14 protein-coding genes are annotated in these 15,764 nt (G+C 60.6%); 8 read left to right on the plus strand and 6 right to left on the minus strand.

What is annotated here, in order from left to right; genetic code table 11:
• A partial coding sequence (locus tag Q4Q11_RS17025; protein ID WP_498570222.1) for an amino acid ABC transporter ATP-binding protein occupies nucleotides 1-551 on the plus strand: 551 nt, incomplete at its 5' end.
• A 42-nt stretch (nucleotides 552-593) separates the two neighbouring features.
• Here Q4Q11_RS17025 and ehuR read toward each other — a convergent pair.
• The 5 genes from ehuR to Q4Q11_RS17050 all read right to left on the minus strand — a co-directional run bounded on the left by ehuR (nucleotide 594) and on the right by Q4Q11_RS17050 (nucleotide 7,054).
• On the minus strand, nucleotides 594-2,024 hold the full coding sequence (gene ehuR, locus Q4Q11_RS17030; protein WP_498570249.1) for a MocR-like ectoine utilization transcription factor EhuR: 1,431 nt from the start codon (nucleotides 2,022-2,024) through the stop codon (nucleotides 594-596).
• 146 nt (nucleotides 2,025-2,170) lie between these two features.
• Complete coding sequence (locus Q4Q11_RS17035; RefSeq protein ID WP_498570223.1) at nucleotides 2,171-3,550, minus strand: aspartate aminotransferase family protein; 1,380 nt, start codon at nucleotides 3,548-3,550, stop codon at nucleotides 2,171-2,173.
• A gap of 29 nt (nucleotides 3,551-3,579) precedes the next feature.
• Nucleotides 3,580-5,076, minus strand: a complete 1,497-nt coding sequence (locus tag Q4Q11_RS17040; protein WP_498570224.1) for an NAD-dependent succinate-semialdehyde dehydrogenase — start codon at nucleotides 5,074-5,076, stop codon at nucleotides 3,580-3,582.
• Between the two features lie 120 nt (nucleotides 5,077-5,196).
• Nucleotides 5,197-5,697: an Lrp/AsnC family transcriptional regulator gene (locus tag Q4Q11_RS17045; RefSeq protein ID WP_498570225.1), complete on the minus strand. Its 501-nt coding sequence runs from the start codon at nucleotides 5,695-5,697 to the stop codon at nucleotides 5,197-5,199.
• A gap of 322 nt (nucleotides 5,698-6,019) precedes the next feature.
• Nucleotides 6,020-7,054, minus strand: a complete 1,035-nt coding sequence (locus tag Q4Q11_RS17050) for a LacI family DNA-binding transcriptional regulator (protein WP_498570226.1) — start codon at nucleotides 7,052-7,054, stop codon at nucleotides 6,020-6,022.
• 163 nt (nucleotides 7,055-7,217) lie between these two features.
• Here Q4Q11_RS17050 and Q4Q11_RS17055 point away from each other — a divergent pair, with 163 nt between their 5' ends.
• The 7 genes from Q4Q11_RS17055 (at nucleotide 7,218) to Q4Q11_RS17085 (ending at nucleotide 14,358) form a co-directional block, all read left to right on the plus strand.
• A complete protein-coding gene (locus Q4Q11_RS17055; protein WP_498570227.1) occupies nucleotides 7,218-8,783 on the plus strand; it encodes a sugar ABC transporter ATP-binding protein in 1,566 nt (521 codons plus the stop codon).
• Nucleotides 8,783-9,796: an ABC transporter permease gene (locus tag Q4Q11_RS17060; protein ID WP_498570228.1), complete on the plus strand. Its 1,014-nt coding sequence runs from the start codon at nucleotides 8,783-8,785 to the stop codon at nucleotides 9,794-9,796. The genes Q4Q11_RS17055 and Q4Q11_RS17060 overlap by 1 nt, the downstream gene beginning before the upstream one ends.
• 117 nt (nucleotides 9,797-9,913) lie before the next feature.
• Nucleotides 9,914-10,837, plus strand: coding sequence for a sugar ABC transporter substrate-binding protein (locus tag Q4Q11_RS17065; RefSeq protein ID WP_498570229.1), 924 nt, complete (start codon nucleotides 9,914-9,916; stop codon nucleotides 10,835-10,837).
• An 82-nt stretch (nucleotides 10,838-10,919) separates the two neighbouring features.
• Entirely contained in the window at nucleotides 10,920-11,864 is a 945-nt protein-coding gene (locus tag Q4Q11_RS17070; RefSeq protein ID WP_498570230.1) for a sugar phosphate isomerase/epimerase family protein, read from the plus strand.
• A 21-nt stretch (nucleotides 11,865-11,885) separates the two neighbouring features.
• Complete coding sequence (locus tag Q4Q11_RS17075) at nucleotides 11,886-12,917, plus strand: Gfo/Idh/MocA family protein (RefSeq protein ID WP_498570231.1); 1,032 nt, start codon at nucleotides 11,886-11,888, stop codon at nucleotides 12,915-12,917.
• A gap of 23 nt (nucleotides 12,918-12,940) precedes the next feature.
• Nucleotides 12,941-13,846, plus strand: a complete 906-nt coding sequence (locus Q4Q11_RS17080) for a sugar phosphate isomerase/epimerase family protein (RefSeq protein WP_498570232.1) — start codon at nucleotides 12,941-12,943, stop codon at nucleotides 13,844-13,846.
• Between the two features lie 89 nt (nucleotides 13,847-13,935).
• Complete coding sequence (locus Q4Q11_RS17085; RefSeq protein WP_498570233.1) at nucleotides 13,936-14,358, plus strand: hypothetical protein; 423 nt, start codon at nucleotides 13,936-13,938, stop codon at nucleotides 14,356-14,358.
• Here Q4Q11_RS17085 and chrA read toward each other — a convergent pair.
• On the minus strand, nucleotides 14,355-15,563 hold the full coding sequence (chrA, locus tag Q4Q11_RS17090) for a chromate efflux transporter (RefSeq protein ID WP_498570234.1): 1,209 nt from the start codon (nucleotides 15,561-15,563) through the stop codon (nucleotides 14,355-14,357). The genes Q4Q11_RS17085 and chrA overlap by 4 nt on opposite strands.
• Nucleotides 15,564-15,764: the final 201 nt, after the last annotated feature.

The raw sequence follows: 15,764 nt of genomic DNA on the forward strand, positions 1-15,764 counted from the left end.
ACAATGGCCGAGGCCGGTTCCTGGCCAGCGAGGCGCATCTGCGCCAGATCCGCACCCATGTCGGCATGGTGTTCCAGAGCTTCAATCTGTTTCCGCACATGACCGTGCTGCGCAATGTCGTCGAGGCACCGACGCGCGTGCTCGGGCTCGGGCGGGCGGAAGCCGAATGCCGTGCCGTCGATCTCTTACGCATGGTCGGGCTTTCGGAGAAGAAGGATCATTATCCGAGCCAGCTTTCCGGCGGCCAGCAGCAGCGTGTAGCAATCGCCCGCGCACTTGCCATGCGCCCGCGCGTCCTGTTGTTCGACGAACCGACATCGGCGCTCGATCCGCAGCTCGTCGGTGAAGTGCTGGGCGTCATCCGCGATCTCGCGCATGAGCACGATCTGACCATGCTGCTGGTCACCCACGAAATGCGCTTTGCCCGCGAAGTGTCGGACCGCGTCTGCTTTTTCGACAAAGGCCGTATTTGCGAGCAGGGCAAGCCGGAAGAGATTTTCAGTGCGCCCAGGGAGGCTCGCACGAAGGAATTTCTGCATTCGATTCTTTGAGGGAAGCAGTCACGATGCCGGCGACTTGCCGCCGCCGGAATTTCAAATGATCGAGCCCACGTCGAAAACCGGGGGCAGTTGCTCGAAGGTGCTACGAACGGTTTCGAGCGCCGAGCGAAGGGCGGAGTGGGACAGGCGCCCGCCAAGGCAGATGCGGATGCCGCCGACCGGCCGCTCTCCACCGGCAACGAAAGGTTCGGACGGCGTGACCGCGACGCCCTTGCGGGCAAGTGCGCGCACGAGGCCTTCCTCCGTCCAGCGCTCTGGCACCGACAGCCAGGCGCAGAGCGATAAGGGATGACTGCCGACGACGAAGGGGGCCAGCACGTCGGACACGATCGCCTGCCGAGCTTCGGCCTCGCTTCGCTGGACGGCAAGCAGGGCTTTCGCGGTCCCGTCCAGAACCCAGCGCGACGCCATTTCCGCAACGACATTGGTGGCGCTCCAGCCGGTCACGCGCAAGATCGACGCGGCGCGGATCGAATAGTGGGCCGGCACGACGAGATAGCCGATGCGCAATCCCGTCATCACGGACTTGGTGAAGCTGGTTACGAAGAAGCCAAGTTCCGGAATGAGCTCGGGCATGGACGGAAGGGGATCGCGCAGCATCGGCTTGTAGACCTCGTCCTCGATGACGAAGATGCCATGCCGGCGGGCGATGTCGGCGATCGCGCGCCGGCGCTCCTCACCCATGACGTGGCTTGTGGGGTTGCCGAGCGATGAAACGATGACGAGTGCCGTAACGTCGCCGATGGCACAGGCTGCCTCGAAGGCCTCGGGCAGGATGCCTTCGCGATCGGTCGGAAGACCGCGCAGTGTGAAGCCGAGAACATTGGCGAGGCCGATGATGCCGTGATCGGTCAGGTTCTCGGTCAGGACCACTTCGCCCGGACGGACGACCGAGGCGACGGCAAGAAAAAGCCCGTGCGCCGCGCCGTTCGTGATCAGGATTTGGTCCGGATCGGTTTTGACCGACAGACCTGAGAGCCAGACCTGTGCCGCGGCGCGGTGGGCATCGAGGCCGGCGATCGGACGGCAAGGCCGCATGAAGCTGCTATTGTCGCTTTCGGCAAGGGCCCGCATCAGTTCGCGGGCCGAGCGTTCATGCGCCTCGGTATAGACGGCCCGGATGATGGAAAGATCGGCGCTGCCACTCGGGTCGCGATCGAGCATGAAACTGTCGGCGCGTTCGGTGACGCGGCTGCGCACGAAGGTGCCGCGCCCGACTTCGCCGCGCAGATAGCCCCGGCGCTCCGCCTCCTTGTAGCTGAGGCTCACGGTTTGCACCGAGATTTTGAGCGCATGGGCGAGGTCGCGATGCGTCGGCATCTGCGCATGCACCAGCAGAATGCCATCGTCTATGTCGGCGATGATCTTGTCGGTCAGCAGCTTATGCTTGGTCACGCCCTTGCGATGCTGAAGGACGGGTTTCCAGGCGCCATTGTCCTGGTCTTTTGAATCATGACGATACATGGATTGATCCGGTACAATTACAGAACCCATGTACATCATTCATCGCATGAAGGCGATGACCGAATGAGATCGCGCGGCTCATTGTCAACAACGAACCGCGCCATCATCGCTCGAGCCGGAAGAGAGCTCTGCCGGCATGGACTGGATCAGTGGCCCGGAAGCACGCTTTCGATGGCGCCAACAGCCGCCTTGACGATGGTATCGGCTTCCTCGCGGGTCAGGCACAGCGGTGGTGCGAAGCCGAGAATGTCTCCCTGCGGCATGGCACGGCCGATGACGCCGCGCTCGAGCAGCGCTGCCGCCACTTGCGGGCCGATCTTCTTTGCCGGATCGAAGAACTTGCGATCATCCCTGTCCTCCACGAATTCGATGGCGGCCATGAGCCCATCGCCGCGGACCTCGCCGACCTGGCTGTGGCCACCGACGGCCTTGGCAAGCTCCGAGCGGAAGTATGCGCCGGTCGAACCGGCATTTTCGACGATGCCGAGTTCATCGACCAGTTCGAGATTGGCGATACCGGCGGCTGCGCAGATCGGATGGGCGGAATAGGTCCAGCCATGGCCGATGGCGCCGAGCTGGTCGGACCCTTGGACGAGAACCTGCCACATCTTGTCGGAAACGATGCTGCCGGAAAGTGGCGCATAGGCGGAGGTCAGGCCCTTGGCAATGGTGATCAGGTCCGGCTTCATGCCGTAATGATCGGAGCCGAACATGGTGCCGAGACGGCCAAAGCCTGTGACGACTTCATCGGCGACGAGCAGGACGTCGTATTTGTCGAGCACGGCCTGGATTTTCTGCCAATAGGTCTTCGGCGGCGGGACGATGCCGCCGGTGCCGAGGATCGGCTCGCCGATGAAGGCCGCAACCGTTTCCGGCCCCTCGGCGAGGATCATCTCCTCCAGCCTGTCGGCGCAATGCTGCGCGAACTGCTCCTCGTTCATCGACCGGTCGGTGCGGCGGAAGAAATAGGGCGCTTCCGTATGAAGAACGGGTGCACGCGGCAGGTCGAAGGCCTTATGGAAAAGCTCCAGGCCCGTGAGGCTCCCCGTCATGACGCCCGAGCCATGATAGCCGCGCCAACGCGAGACGATCTTCTTCTTTTCCGGACGGCCGAGAATATTGTTGTAGTACCAGATGAGCTTGATGTTGGTCTCATTGGCATCGGAGCCGGAGAGACCGAAATAGACGCGGCTCATGCCTTCGGGCGCACGGTCGATGATCATCTTCGAAAGCGTGATGGAAGCTTCCGTCCCATGGCCGACATAGGCGTGATAATAGGCGAGGTTCCTCGCCTGCTCGGCGATGGCATCGGCGATTTTCTGCCTGCCATAGCCGACATTGACGCAGTAAAGGCCGGCAAAGGCGTCGAGGCTCTTCTTGCCGTTGGTGTCCGTGATGTAAACACCTTCGGCGCCGGCGATGACGCGGGTCGGGCTCTCGCCGCGCGCGTGCATGCCCATATGGGTCGAGGGATGGAAGAAGTGATCCCTATCCCAGGCGTTCAGTTCGTTGCGCTTGTCCAACATGTTATGCTTCCTTCTTCTGTATGGGCGCGTCAGGCGGTCGTATCGACGCAGAGATATTTGAGCTCGGTGAATGCCTCGATGCCGTGGCGCGAGCCTTCGCGGCCGAGGCCGGACTGCTTCCAGCCGCCAAAGGGGATCGGGCCGCCGGTGATCTTCACACGGTTGATGGCGACCATGCCGTATTCGAGCGCGCGGCCGAGCCGCATCTGCCTTGCGCCATTCGTCGTCACGACATAGGCGACGAGGCCGTATTCGGTGTCGTTGGCACGGGCGACGACTTCGTCTTCGCTATCGAAAGTGCTGACGGCGGCGACCGGTCCGAAGGTTTCCTCGCGCATGATCAGAGCATCCGGGGAGGGATCGACAAGCAAGGTCGGCTGGAAGAACAGCTTTCCGGCCGGATGCCGTTTCCCGCCGACGACAAGCCTCGCGCCGTGTTTCAGCGCATCGGCAACATGTTCCTCGACCTTCGCAATGGCGCGCTCATGCATGAGCGGTCCGATATCGACGGCACCGTCCAATCCGTTGCCGACCTTCAGGGCCGCGACACGCTTGCCGAATGCCGCAACAAAGGCGTCCATGATCGGGCGTTGAACGAAGATCCGGTTGGCGGCAAGGCAATCCTGGCCGGAGGTTGCGAATTTGGCATTGATGGCGATATCGACGGCACGATCGAGATCGGCGTCGTCGAAAACGATCAGGGGCGCATGGCCGCCAAGTTCCATCACAAGCCGCTTCATGCTTTCGGCGCATTGTCCGGCGATCAGCTTACCGATCTCGGTCGAGCCGGTGAAGCTCAATGCCCTGACCCGCGGATCGTCGCAGAAGGCCCCGACGATGGTTGCGGCATCGCCGGTCAGTACGTTGAAGACACCGGCGGGAAGGCCGGCGCGTTCGCCGAGTTCGGCAAGCGCAAGCGCCGACAACGGCGTTTCCGAGGATGGATGGGCGACGACCGTGCATCCGGCGGCAAGCGCCGCGGCGGCCTTGCGCGTGATCATGGCGGCCGGAAAATTCCAGGGCGTGACGATCGCGACGACGCCCAAAGCTTCTCTGCGGACAAACATCTCGGTGTCGGGCAAATGGCTGGTCACGCTTTCGACGTTCATCCGCCTGGCTTCCTCAGCATACCATTCAACAAAGCCTGCGGCGTAGTCGATCTCGCCGCGAGATTCATCGAGCGGCTTGCCCTGTTCCAGAGTCATGATCAGCGCCAGATCGTCGCGGGCCTCAATCATCGATTCGTACCACTTGCGCAGGATCGACGCTCGTTGTTGCGGCAAGAGCGCGCGCCAGGCCGCAAAGGCATCCGTTGCCGCGTCGATGGCCTGGAAGGCCTCTCTCCGGTCGAGGCTGGTGACCCAGGCAAGCGTTGCGGAGGATGCGGGATCTGTGACTTCGAAGCTGCGGCCGGCTTTGCCGGCGACCCAACGACCGGCCACATAGGAAAGGTCTCGCAGCAAATGGCGGTCGTTCAGCCTCGACAAGGCTTCGTGGTAGGTGAGACGGGCGTGAAGTGCAGGCATGGTCGAGTCTCTCGTTCCAGATGCCGCAATGTTCTCACGGAACGCCGCGAGAGATTGTCCATTGCCGGCAGTCGAAAGAGAGAAAGGACCTAAAGAGAAGGGCGCTGGTAGAGAGTCTCTCTATTCGCTGTCGGGCGCATATGCATCCGGGGAAAGAAGGTCGGTGACCGGCAGCACCGTCTCCTCTTTCACGGTCTTGGTCACGATGTAGGTGAAATAGCGCTCGATGCCGAGATCGCGATCGAGGAGATCGTCGATCAGGCGCTGATAGGCGTCGATATTGGCCGACATGATTTTCAGAATATAATCGACGCCGCCGCCGACCGCCCAGCAGGCAACAATTTCCGGCATGGCCGCCACAGTTCGCTCGAAGCGATCGAAATCGGCTTGGCGATGGTTGGCGAGAGTAAGTTCCACCATGACACTGGCGATCGGCGCGAGGCGCCGCAGCGCCAGACGCGCGTGATAGCCCGTGATGATCCCAGCCTTTTCCAACTTTCGCAGGCGCAGCCAGCAAGGCGTTGGCGATAGACCGACCTTCTCGGCAAGCGCGAGCTTGGTGATGCGCCCATCTCGTTGAACCGCATCCAATATCCGCAAATCGATCGCATCAAGTTTCATGTTAAAGCTGCTTATTGCCACGCATCGTTCTCAGACCAATCGCATTCGAAAGCTGGGCTGACAAGCGCCCGGTGTGGAATTGGGTGAAATGGCCTGCTGTCGAAGAGACCTGCGGTTGTCGTCGTTCGCCCGCAAGACGGGCGGCCGGCGATAAAACGATCTGGCCGGAGACGTGGTCGATAGCGCCTCCAGGAAGGTGCCGGCGCGTTCAGGTTCGCATCGGCTGCGACGTGGTTCGTCTCAACCGGTCACATAAGGAAGAACGTCGAGCCTCTGTCGTTTTTGCTTCTGGAGCGTTGCCCGGCCGTGGATTTCATTCCAATCAAATATTGGCCGCGGTGTAGATCTCGAAGGGCAGGATATGCTGCGACACCGTCGGTGTTCTATGCATATCCAGGGCCTCGGCCATTGCGCGGACGAGCGTGTCGGCGAGCAGCTTTGCGGGGTGGGACAGGACGACCTTGATCAACCCCTCGGCCAAGCCGGCCCTTGTTTCGTTGGTCAATTCATGGGCAACGACCACCAATCGCTTTGCCGCGGGTCCGCCATCCTCCCGAAGCGCCCGCATCACGCCGGTTACACCGCCTCCCGCCACATAGAGGCCGACCCAGTTGGGTTCCGTCCGAAGCAGTTTCTGCGTCAATTCGTAGGCGATCTGGGGCTCCTCAAGCGTACCGAGGGTTTCCATCATCTGGAAATCCGACGCACTCTCGCGGAAATAGGACCTGAAGCCCATCTCGCAGAGTTCCTGCGACAAGTAGCGATGGCTGCCCACGAAAACTCCGACCTTTCCTGGGGCGGAATTGACGTTGTCGATGAACCATGCAGCGGTTCGGCCTTTTTTTACGCAGTCGTTGCCCACATAGCCGGCCCTTCCGGGCGCCGTCAGATCGGAAATCATCGTAAAGACGGGAATCCCTTCAGCTTCCAGCCCGTCAACAGCATGGTTGATTTGGGGATGATCCGAGGTGATCACGCTGATGACATCGACCTCTCGACTGAGGGCGAGCATTGCGTTCGCAGTGTTTTCGGGCGCGAGCTCATCGTCGAACCGGACGATAGTCCTGCCATGCGCCTCCGGATAGGCTTCAACCGCCCTCGTCAGCACTTCTCCCCACATGCGGTAGAGCTTCCGGTGCGACTGTTTCAACAGGAAGCCGAATTTGATGACGGGCTTGTCCTTCTCGAGTCGACGCTTGATGGCCGTCACGCCGTGGAAGCCGATGCGCTCGGCTGCTTCCAGCACGCGCTCAGCCGTCTGATGGCGAACGGGATCACGGCCGTTCAAGACCCGGTCGACCGTGGAAACTCCTACATTTGCAGCCTTGGCCAGGTCCGCGATGGTCGGTCTGGACATGATATCCTCCCAAGAAATGAGAGCAATTATGGGAGTTTTTGAGAGAATCGTCCAGCGAGAAATTGACAGAGATGGGGGGGTGTGATGGTTTTGTCGCCGCTGGAGGAAGCATTCAGTCATCGAAAAGCAACGCCTGAACGGCGGAATTTGGGAGGAGGCAGACATGTCTGCGGCCATGGGGTCAGTGCGTCTTAACGAGTGTGCCGGCGGACATTCTTTGCCGAGCGACGGCCTCGTTCTCGAGATGCGCAACATCGTCAAGGCATTTCCCGGCGTGCTTGCTCTCGACGGCATGAATCTCAAAGTTCGAGCCGGCACCGTCCACGTCCTGGTTGGCGAAAACGGGGCCGGAAAATCGACGCTCATGAAGATCCTGAGCGGCACCTATGCCATCGACGATGGAGAAATCCTGTTCAAGGGAGAGGCACTGACCGGACAGGGTACGTCTGCCGCGCTTGAACGCGGGATCTCGATGATCCATCAGGAGCTTAGCCCCGTCCTCGACATGACGATCGCGGAAAATATCTTCCTGGGTCGCGAACCGGCCATGTCCGAAAAGGGTTTCCTGTCGCGCTTTGTCGATTTCACCAGGATGAACGCCGACACCAAGGCGCTCCTCGACCGTGTCGGCCTCAAATATGACCCCGAGACGAAGATGCGCGATCTTTCGATCGCCGCCATGCAGCTGATCGAGATCGTCAAGGCAATTTCCCGACAAGCCTCTCTCGTCATCATGGACGAGCCGACCTCTGCGATCAGCGACACCGAGGTCGCCATGCTGTTCCGGCAGATCGCCGACCTGAAGGCAAGCGGCGTCGCCATCATCTACATCACCCACAAGATGGAGGAGATCTTCCAGATCGCCGACGACATCACGGTCATGCGCGACGGCCAATTCATCGCTGCCGCACCGGCGAGCGAATACGATCCGTCCAAGCTGATCTCGCAGATGGTCGGCCGCACGATCTCCAGCATCTTTCCGAAGGAGGAGGTGCCGATCGGTGACATCGTCCTATCAATCGAGAAGTTGACCAGAACGGACGCTTTCGAGGACGTAAGCTTCACCGTCCGCGCCGGCGAGATCGTCGGTCTTTCCGGCCTGATTGGCGCCGGTCGCACCGAGGTCGCTCGCGTCATCTTCGGCCTCGATGAGGCCGATGGGGGAACGATCCGGCTGAACGATGCCGAGCTGAAACTGAAGTCGCCGAAGGATGCGATCTCCAAAGGTATCGCAATGGTGTCCGAGGACAGGAAAGCCGAAGGGCTGGTCCTGTGTCGATCGGTTGGCGAAAACATCTCGCTCGCCAATCTCAAGAAATTTGCCGGCGGCCTCTTCATCAGCGAAAGGCAGGAGGAGACGGCGGCCCAACGCATGATCAAGATGCTGCAGATCAAGACGCCCGACACGGCGACGATCGTCGAGAACCTGAGCGGCGGCAATCAGCAGAAGATCGTGCTCGCCAAATGGCTTCTCGGCGACCTCAAGCTCCTGATCCTCGACGAGCCGACGCGCGGCATCGACGTCGGATCGAAATCCGAAATCCACAGGCTGATGACCGAATTCGCCCGACAAGGCCTGGCGATCATCATGATCTCATCGGAGCTGCCGGAAATTCTGGGGATGAGCGACCGCGTCGTCGTGATGAGCGAGGGCCGCGTCGCCGGCGAATTGACAAGAAGCGAGGCCAATCAGGAAAGCATCATGCGCCTCGCAACGGGAGGACATTGATGAGTACCGAACCGATGGCTGCGGTCACGAAGGGCGCAACGCCCAAATCCCAGACGAAATCTCATGGAATAGACATCGCCCGGATCTACCGCAAATACGGCACCATCCTGATCTTTGCCGGCATCTGCATCCTGGCGTCGCTCTTGAGCCCGACCTTTCTGACGGAAGCGAACTTGACGAACGTCCTGCGCCAGGTCGTCGTCGTCAGCCTTCTGGCGTGTGGCGTCACCTTCATCATCATTCTTGGCCAGATCGACGTCTCGCTCGGATCGGTGCTGGCACTATGCGGCGTGATTGCGACAAGCGTCATGGCAACGACCGGGAGCATTGCGCTTGCAGTGCTGGGAGGCGTGGCCATGGGTATCGTCACAGGCATAATCAACGGCTTTGTCATCACCTTCTTCCGCATCCCGTCCTTCATCATGACGCTGGCGATGACGACGGTCGCAAGGGGTGCCGTGCTGCTTTATACCGGCGGCGCACCGGTTTCCGGTCTTGGCGAATTCAAGGTCATCGGCCAGGGCTCCATCGGGCCTGTTCCGATCTCGGTGCTGATCCTCGCCGTCTTCGTGGCGATCTCGTGGGTGTTGCTGAACAAGACCAAATTCGGCCGCTATGTCTATGCCGTCGGCGGCAACGGCCGCGCAGCCCGGGCATCGGGCATCAACTCCGACAGCATCGTCGTAAAGGCATTCATCTACAACGGAATTCTCTGTGCGATCGCCGGCATCGTCCTGATGTCCCGCATCAATTCGGGGCAACCGGCAGGCGGCGTCGGCTATGAATTCGACGCGATTACCGCGGTCGTCGTCGGCGGCACCAGCCTGATGGGCGGCACGGGAACGATCACCGGCACCATCATCGGCTCGATGATCATCGGCGTCATCAACAACATCCTCAATCTGATGAATGTCAGCTCATACTGGCAGCAGATCATCAAGGGTCTGATCATCGCGGTCGCCGTCATCCTTGATGTTTGGACGAAATCGGCCCGCAGCAAGAAGAAGGCCTGATCGAACAGTTCCCGCAAAGCAAAAAAACGCACACGCGGAGGACCACCTTTGTGTCGGCGCGAAAGGGCGCGCCGGAAAGCCTCAGTTTTGTAACGCCCAATGGGAGGAGAAGAACCGATGAAACTCGTAACCAAACTCGCACTGGCAGCCGCCGTTTCGATTGCTGCTCTGTCCGCGACCAGCACGTTTGCCGCCGACAAGTTCGTCGTCGGCTATGCCAACATGGCCGACACCGACGTCTTCGTGATGGCACGCAAGACCGCCTTCGTCGATGCCGCCAAGTCCGATCCGAACGTCGATATCAAGTTTGCCGATGCCAATAACGATGCCAGCAAGCAGCTCGACCAGATCGATAATTTCATCGCCCAGAAGGTCAAGGCCATCGTGGTCGTCCCCGTCGATTATCAGGGTATCGTTCCGGGCGTCGAGAAGGCCAATGCGGCCGGCATCCCGGTCGTCGCGCTCGGTATCCAGTCGGCTGGCGGCAAATACACCTTCGTCGGTTCCAAGAACGTCGACGCCGGCAAGATGCAGGCCGAATACATGAAGGAGCACCTGCCGAAAAATGCGCAGATCCTTTATCTGGAAGGCACGCCCGGCCTTTATCATTCGCAGGAACGAAAGAAGGGCTTCGAGGAATCCCTCGGACGTCCGGACGTGAAGATCCTCGCGAGCCTGACGGGGAATTACGACCGTGCCGAGGGCATGAAGGTCACCGAAGACTGGATCCAGAGCTTCCCGAAGTTTGACGCCATCGTCGCTGCAAACGACCAGATGGCGCTCGGCGCGCTGGAAGCGCTGAAGGGGTCGGACCGCCTCAAGGGCGTAATGATCGCCGGCGTCGATGGCGTGCCGGATGCGCTGAAGGCAATCAAGGCTGGCGAGATGTCCCAGACGATCTTCCAGAATGCCGGCGGTCAGGCAAAGGCCGCCTTCGAGGTGGTCGAAGGCATCAAGAAGGGAGAGCCGCCGCCGGCCGAAAAGCTCGTGCCGTTCGAGTCCATCACCAAGGACAATGTCGACCGGTACATGAAGAAGTAGTTCCTCCCGAGCAGGCGTGCCGGGACGGCAAGTGTCCCGGCACGCGAATCCACCATGCAATGACGTCAGCGGAGCCAATGAAATGATGCGTCTTAGTCTGGTAACCGACATCCTCGGCTACCTCCCATTCGAGGATATGCTCGACACGGTTTCCAAGCTTGGGTTCGAGGCTGTCGAGCTTGGCTGTGGCAACTGGTCGAAGGCACCGCATCTGAAGCTCGATGAACTGCTGTCGAGCGAGCTGGCGCGGAAGGACCTCATGGCTGCACTCGAGCGCCGCGGCCTGTCGATTGCCGCCCTTAATTGCTCCGGCAACCAGCTTCATCCCGGTCCGAGTGGCGAAGAGCATCGCACTGTCGTCGACAAGACCTTCCGGCTGGCGGAAAAGCTCGGCGTCAAGACGGTGGTCATGATGTCCGGCTGCCCTGGCGGCACGCCGAAAGACGAGCTGCCCAACTGGATCACCCACGTCATCTTGTCCGAACATGAAAAGGCTCTGGATTATCAGTGGAATGAGGTCCTCATCCCGTATTTCCAGAAGGCAGCCCATCTTGCCAGGGAATGCGGTATCAAGGTCGCCATCGAGAACCTTGGCGCAACGATGATCCACAATCCCGCCAACATGCTGCGGCTGCGTGAGCATGTCGATCCCGTAATCGGCATGAATTTCGATCCGAGTCACCACATGTGGATGGGGGGCGATCCGATTGCGGCGCTGCGCTTGCTCGGCGACGCGATCCACTACATGCACGCAAAGGACGTTCGCCTCGAGCGGACGCTTGCCGAGGCCAACGGCCTGATCGACACCTACTGGATCAACGACATCACAAAGCGGTCCTGGAACTACGTGGCTCTCGGTCACGGACACGATGTTCAATGGTGGAAGGAGTTCTTCGCGGTTGCGCGGTTCGTCGGCTACGACGGTCCCGTCAGCCTCGAGATGGAAGATGCCGGCATGGAGCCGCTCTCCGGCGTCAAGAAATCCCTGACCACGCTCAAGCTCGCTTTGCCGCGCGACTTCGACTGACCCCACTTTAAGGAAACGAACATGCTCAAGATCGGTGTTATCGGAACCGGCGCGATCGGCCAGGAACACATAGAACGGCTTCACAACAAGCTTGTCGGCTCGACGGTCGTCGCCGTCAACGACATCAACAGGTCGCAGGCCGAAGAGGTCGCGAGACGTCTGACGCCGGCCGCCCGTGTTTTCACGAGCGGGCACGATCTCGTGGTCGACCCCAATGTCGAGGCTCTCGTCGTCACGTCCTGGGGGCCGACGCATGAGGAGTTCGTGCTTGCTTCGATCGCGGCCGGCAAGCCTGTCTTCTGCGAGAAGCCGCTTGCGACGACCGCCGCAGCCTGCTTCAATATCGTCAATGCGGAAATCGCAAGCGGCCGTCATCTCGTCCAGGTCGGCTTCATGCGCCGCTACGACAAAAGCTATCGCCTGCTGAAGCAGCAGATTGAGAGCGGCAATCTCGGCGAACCCTTGATGGTTCATTGCGCACACCGCAATCCGAATGTTCCGGATGTCTACGGCGGCGATATGGCGATCACCGACAGCTTCCCGCACGAGATCGACGTGCTGCGCTGGCTGCTCGATGACGATTACGTCTCCGCGCAGGTCATCATGCCGAGAAAGACGAAGCACGCCCGCAAGGATCTCGACGACCCTCACATGATCCTTCTCGAAACCAGCAAGGGCATCCGGATCGACGTCGAAGTCTTCGTCAACTGCCCTTATGGCTACGACATCCAGTGCCAAGTCGTCGGCGAGGACGCCATCGGCTATCTGCCCGAGCCCATGAGCGTGCTTTTGCGCAAGGACGCCAGGCTCAGCCACGAAATCCTTCAGGATTGGAAGCTCCGCTTCATCGACAGCTACGACGTCGAACTCCAGGAGTGGATCGGCTCCGTCAAGATGGGCGCGGTGCGCGGACCGACCGCGTGGGACGGTTACTTCGCAGCCGTTACCGCCGACGCCTGTGTCAAGGCCAAGCACTCAGGTCGGATCGTTCCGATCGAAGTCGGCGATCGGCCGGCATTCTACGCGGCGCGCGCCCTTAAACCCGCGGCCTGACGACATTCAAGCAGGAGGAAACAATGAAGATTGCACTCGATCCGCACATGCATCGGCACCTGCCGCTCGACGAACTTTGCCGCAAGGCTGCCGAACTCGGCTACGAATATGTCGAAGTGTCGCCGCGCGACGACCTGCTGCCCTGGTGGGTGCGTCCGCGTGCTCACAAGGAACGTGTCAGGACGTTCAAGAAGGCCCTGAATGATCACGGTGTTCAGGTGGCTTCGCTGCTGCCGATGTATCGCTGGGCGAGCCCGCATGAGGATGAACGCAAGGCCGCTGTCTCCTACTGGAAGGAAGCCATCCAACTCGCCGTCGAACTCGGCGTGGATACGATGAACTCAGAGTTCGGGCGCGGCCCGTCCCCTGATCGCGGCCATCGCTCGAACTGCTGCGGAGGCCACTTCACGCACGAACATAGCGAGGCCGCCTGGTGGCGCTCGATCGAGGAACTGGTTCCCGTCTTCGAAAAGGAAGGCGTCAATCTGAACATGGAGCCCCATCCGGAAGATTGGTGCGAGACGCTGCATCCGGCGATCGACATGCTGAAGACGATCGGCTCGAAGAACGTCAGGTTCCTCTATTGCGCGCCGCATACCTTCTATTTCGGGGATGATATGGCGAAGATGATCCGTGACGCCGGAGATCTTATTGCGCATGTGCATGTGGCCGATACTTACAATCACAAGGCGTCGTCCGGTCTGAGGTACATCGTCAACCCGCCCGGCGCCAAGGTGACGATCCACCAGCATATGGACATGCACCAGGGCGAAATCGATTGGGACGTCTTTTTCTCATCGCTCGCCGATGTCGGTTTCGATGGAATCGTAACGGCGTGCGTGTTCGGCTGGGAGGACCGCGCCGATGCGTCCGGGCGGTTCATGCGAAGCGAGATTCAGAAGTATGTCGACAAATATTGGAAGGCATAGGCGCGCCGACCGGATGACGGACACGCGCGAGGGATTGGCCGCTGGTCGGGTGCGGCCCGGGCAAGCACATTTGAAGGAACGGGCCGCGAATGTCTGATCTAGCGCGGATGCTTAACGGAAGAGGCGCCGACAGCCAATCGAACCGGGGGGATCGAGTGGGAGGGGATGGCATCCTGGTGGCGCCCAGGGATGTTGCCGAGCTGAAAAAGCTGATCGTCTCTGGAACCGGCGTGTTCCCGGTCTCCCTCAAGCGGATGTTGGAACTTAGCTTCGCACGCCCCGAGGCGATCGCGTTCGGCAACGCCGCATCGGTGGCGGCAAGATGCCAAATCGCGCCGTCTTCCGTCTCGCGCATGGTAAAGGCGCTCGGATATGGCTCGTTTCGCGATTTCCGGCAGATCTATCGGGACCATATGTTGGCGCTGTCGCGCCGGTCTTGTTTTGCGCCCCCTGGTGATGCGGGTCAGGGCGGTTTGAAGCTGCACGAGCATGATCTGGGACTGGGCGGCTAGGCCATCTGGACCAGAAGGGCGCCAGCCGCCATCAGAAGGACGACAATCCACGGCGGCATGTTCCAGACCACCAGAAGCAGGAAGCCGGAAAGGGCAAGAGCGAAATCGGTCGGCGTGAGGACGGCGCCGGTCCAGACGGGGTTGTAAAGTGCCGCGCCAAGCACGCCGACGACCGCCGCGTTGGCGCCGCGCATCGCAGCCCGTGCCGTCGGATAGCCGCTCAGTTTGGCCCAGAAGGGGAGCGTGCCCACCAGAAGAAGGAAACCCGGAAGGAATATCGCCACGAGGCATATTGCGGCGCCGAATATGCCGTTCGGAGTGGGCGTGACGGCCGCGCCGAGATAGGCCGAGAAGGTGAAAAGAGGACCAGGCACCGCCTGCGCAAGACCATAGCCTGCAAGAAAGGAGCTTTCCGATATCCAGCCGGGGCGCACGACTTCGGCTTGAAGAAGGGGCAGGACGACGTGGCCGCCGCCGAATACCAGCGATCCGGAGCGGTAAAAGGCATCAAAGAGGGCAAGCCCCTGGGTGCCGGCGCTGGATGCGACAAGCGGCAGCGCGAAGAGCAGCAGGAAGAAGGTGAAAAGGCAGAATATCCCGACGGATCTGGAAACCTTGAACGAGACGGCGCCGTGGACATGCGTATCCGTTTGGCGGCAAAGCAGGATCCCGCCACATGCCCCGATCAGGATCGCGGCGAGCTGACCAAAGGCACCCAGGAAGGTCACCGCGACCACCGCCACCAGGGCAATGCCGGCGCGTGGCTTGTCGGGAGTGAGCGCTTTCATCATGCCCCAGACCGCCTGCGCCACCACGGCCACCGCGACGAGCTTCAGCCCGTGGAGCAGTCCTTGTCCGATGGGATTGTCGAGGGCTGTCGAGGCCATCGCAAACATGAGCAGGATCAATGCGGACGGCAGGGTGAAGGCAGTCCACGCGGCAAGGGCACCGAGCGGCCCGCCGCGCAAAAGACCCAAGGCGAACCCCACCTGGCTGGATGCGGGGCCGGGGAGAAACTGGCATAGAGCGACGAGGTCGCCATAGCCCTTCTCGTCTATCCATTTGCGTCGAATCACCAGTTCGCTTCGAAAATACCCCAAATGGGCGATCGGGCCGCCGAATGACGTCGTGCCGAGCTTTAAGAATGCCCAAAAGACTTCCGCAGGACTGCCTGATGCATGTCCCGCGATTTCATCATTCGTCATTTGCATATCCGGCCGTCAGCCCCCAGGGTTCCAGTTGCGAAACGTGCTATCGTCTCTCGGTAAGACAAGATGATGAACCCGCGGTATATCTGCCAGGTTTATCCCGAATTAGGCATCTCCTTTTCGCAATGGCCGATGAATTTGCTGCAAAAGTCCGCATGGCAGTCTTGCGTATTGACGCAAGTCCCTCAACTGTTGGTG

It is taken from the genome of Rhizobium sp. UFLA01-1127 (genome assembly GCF_059803845.1).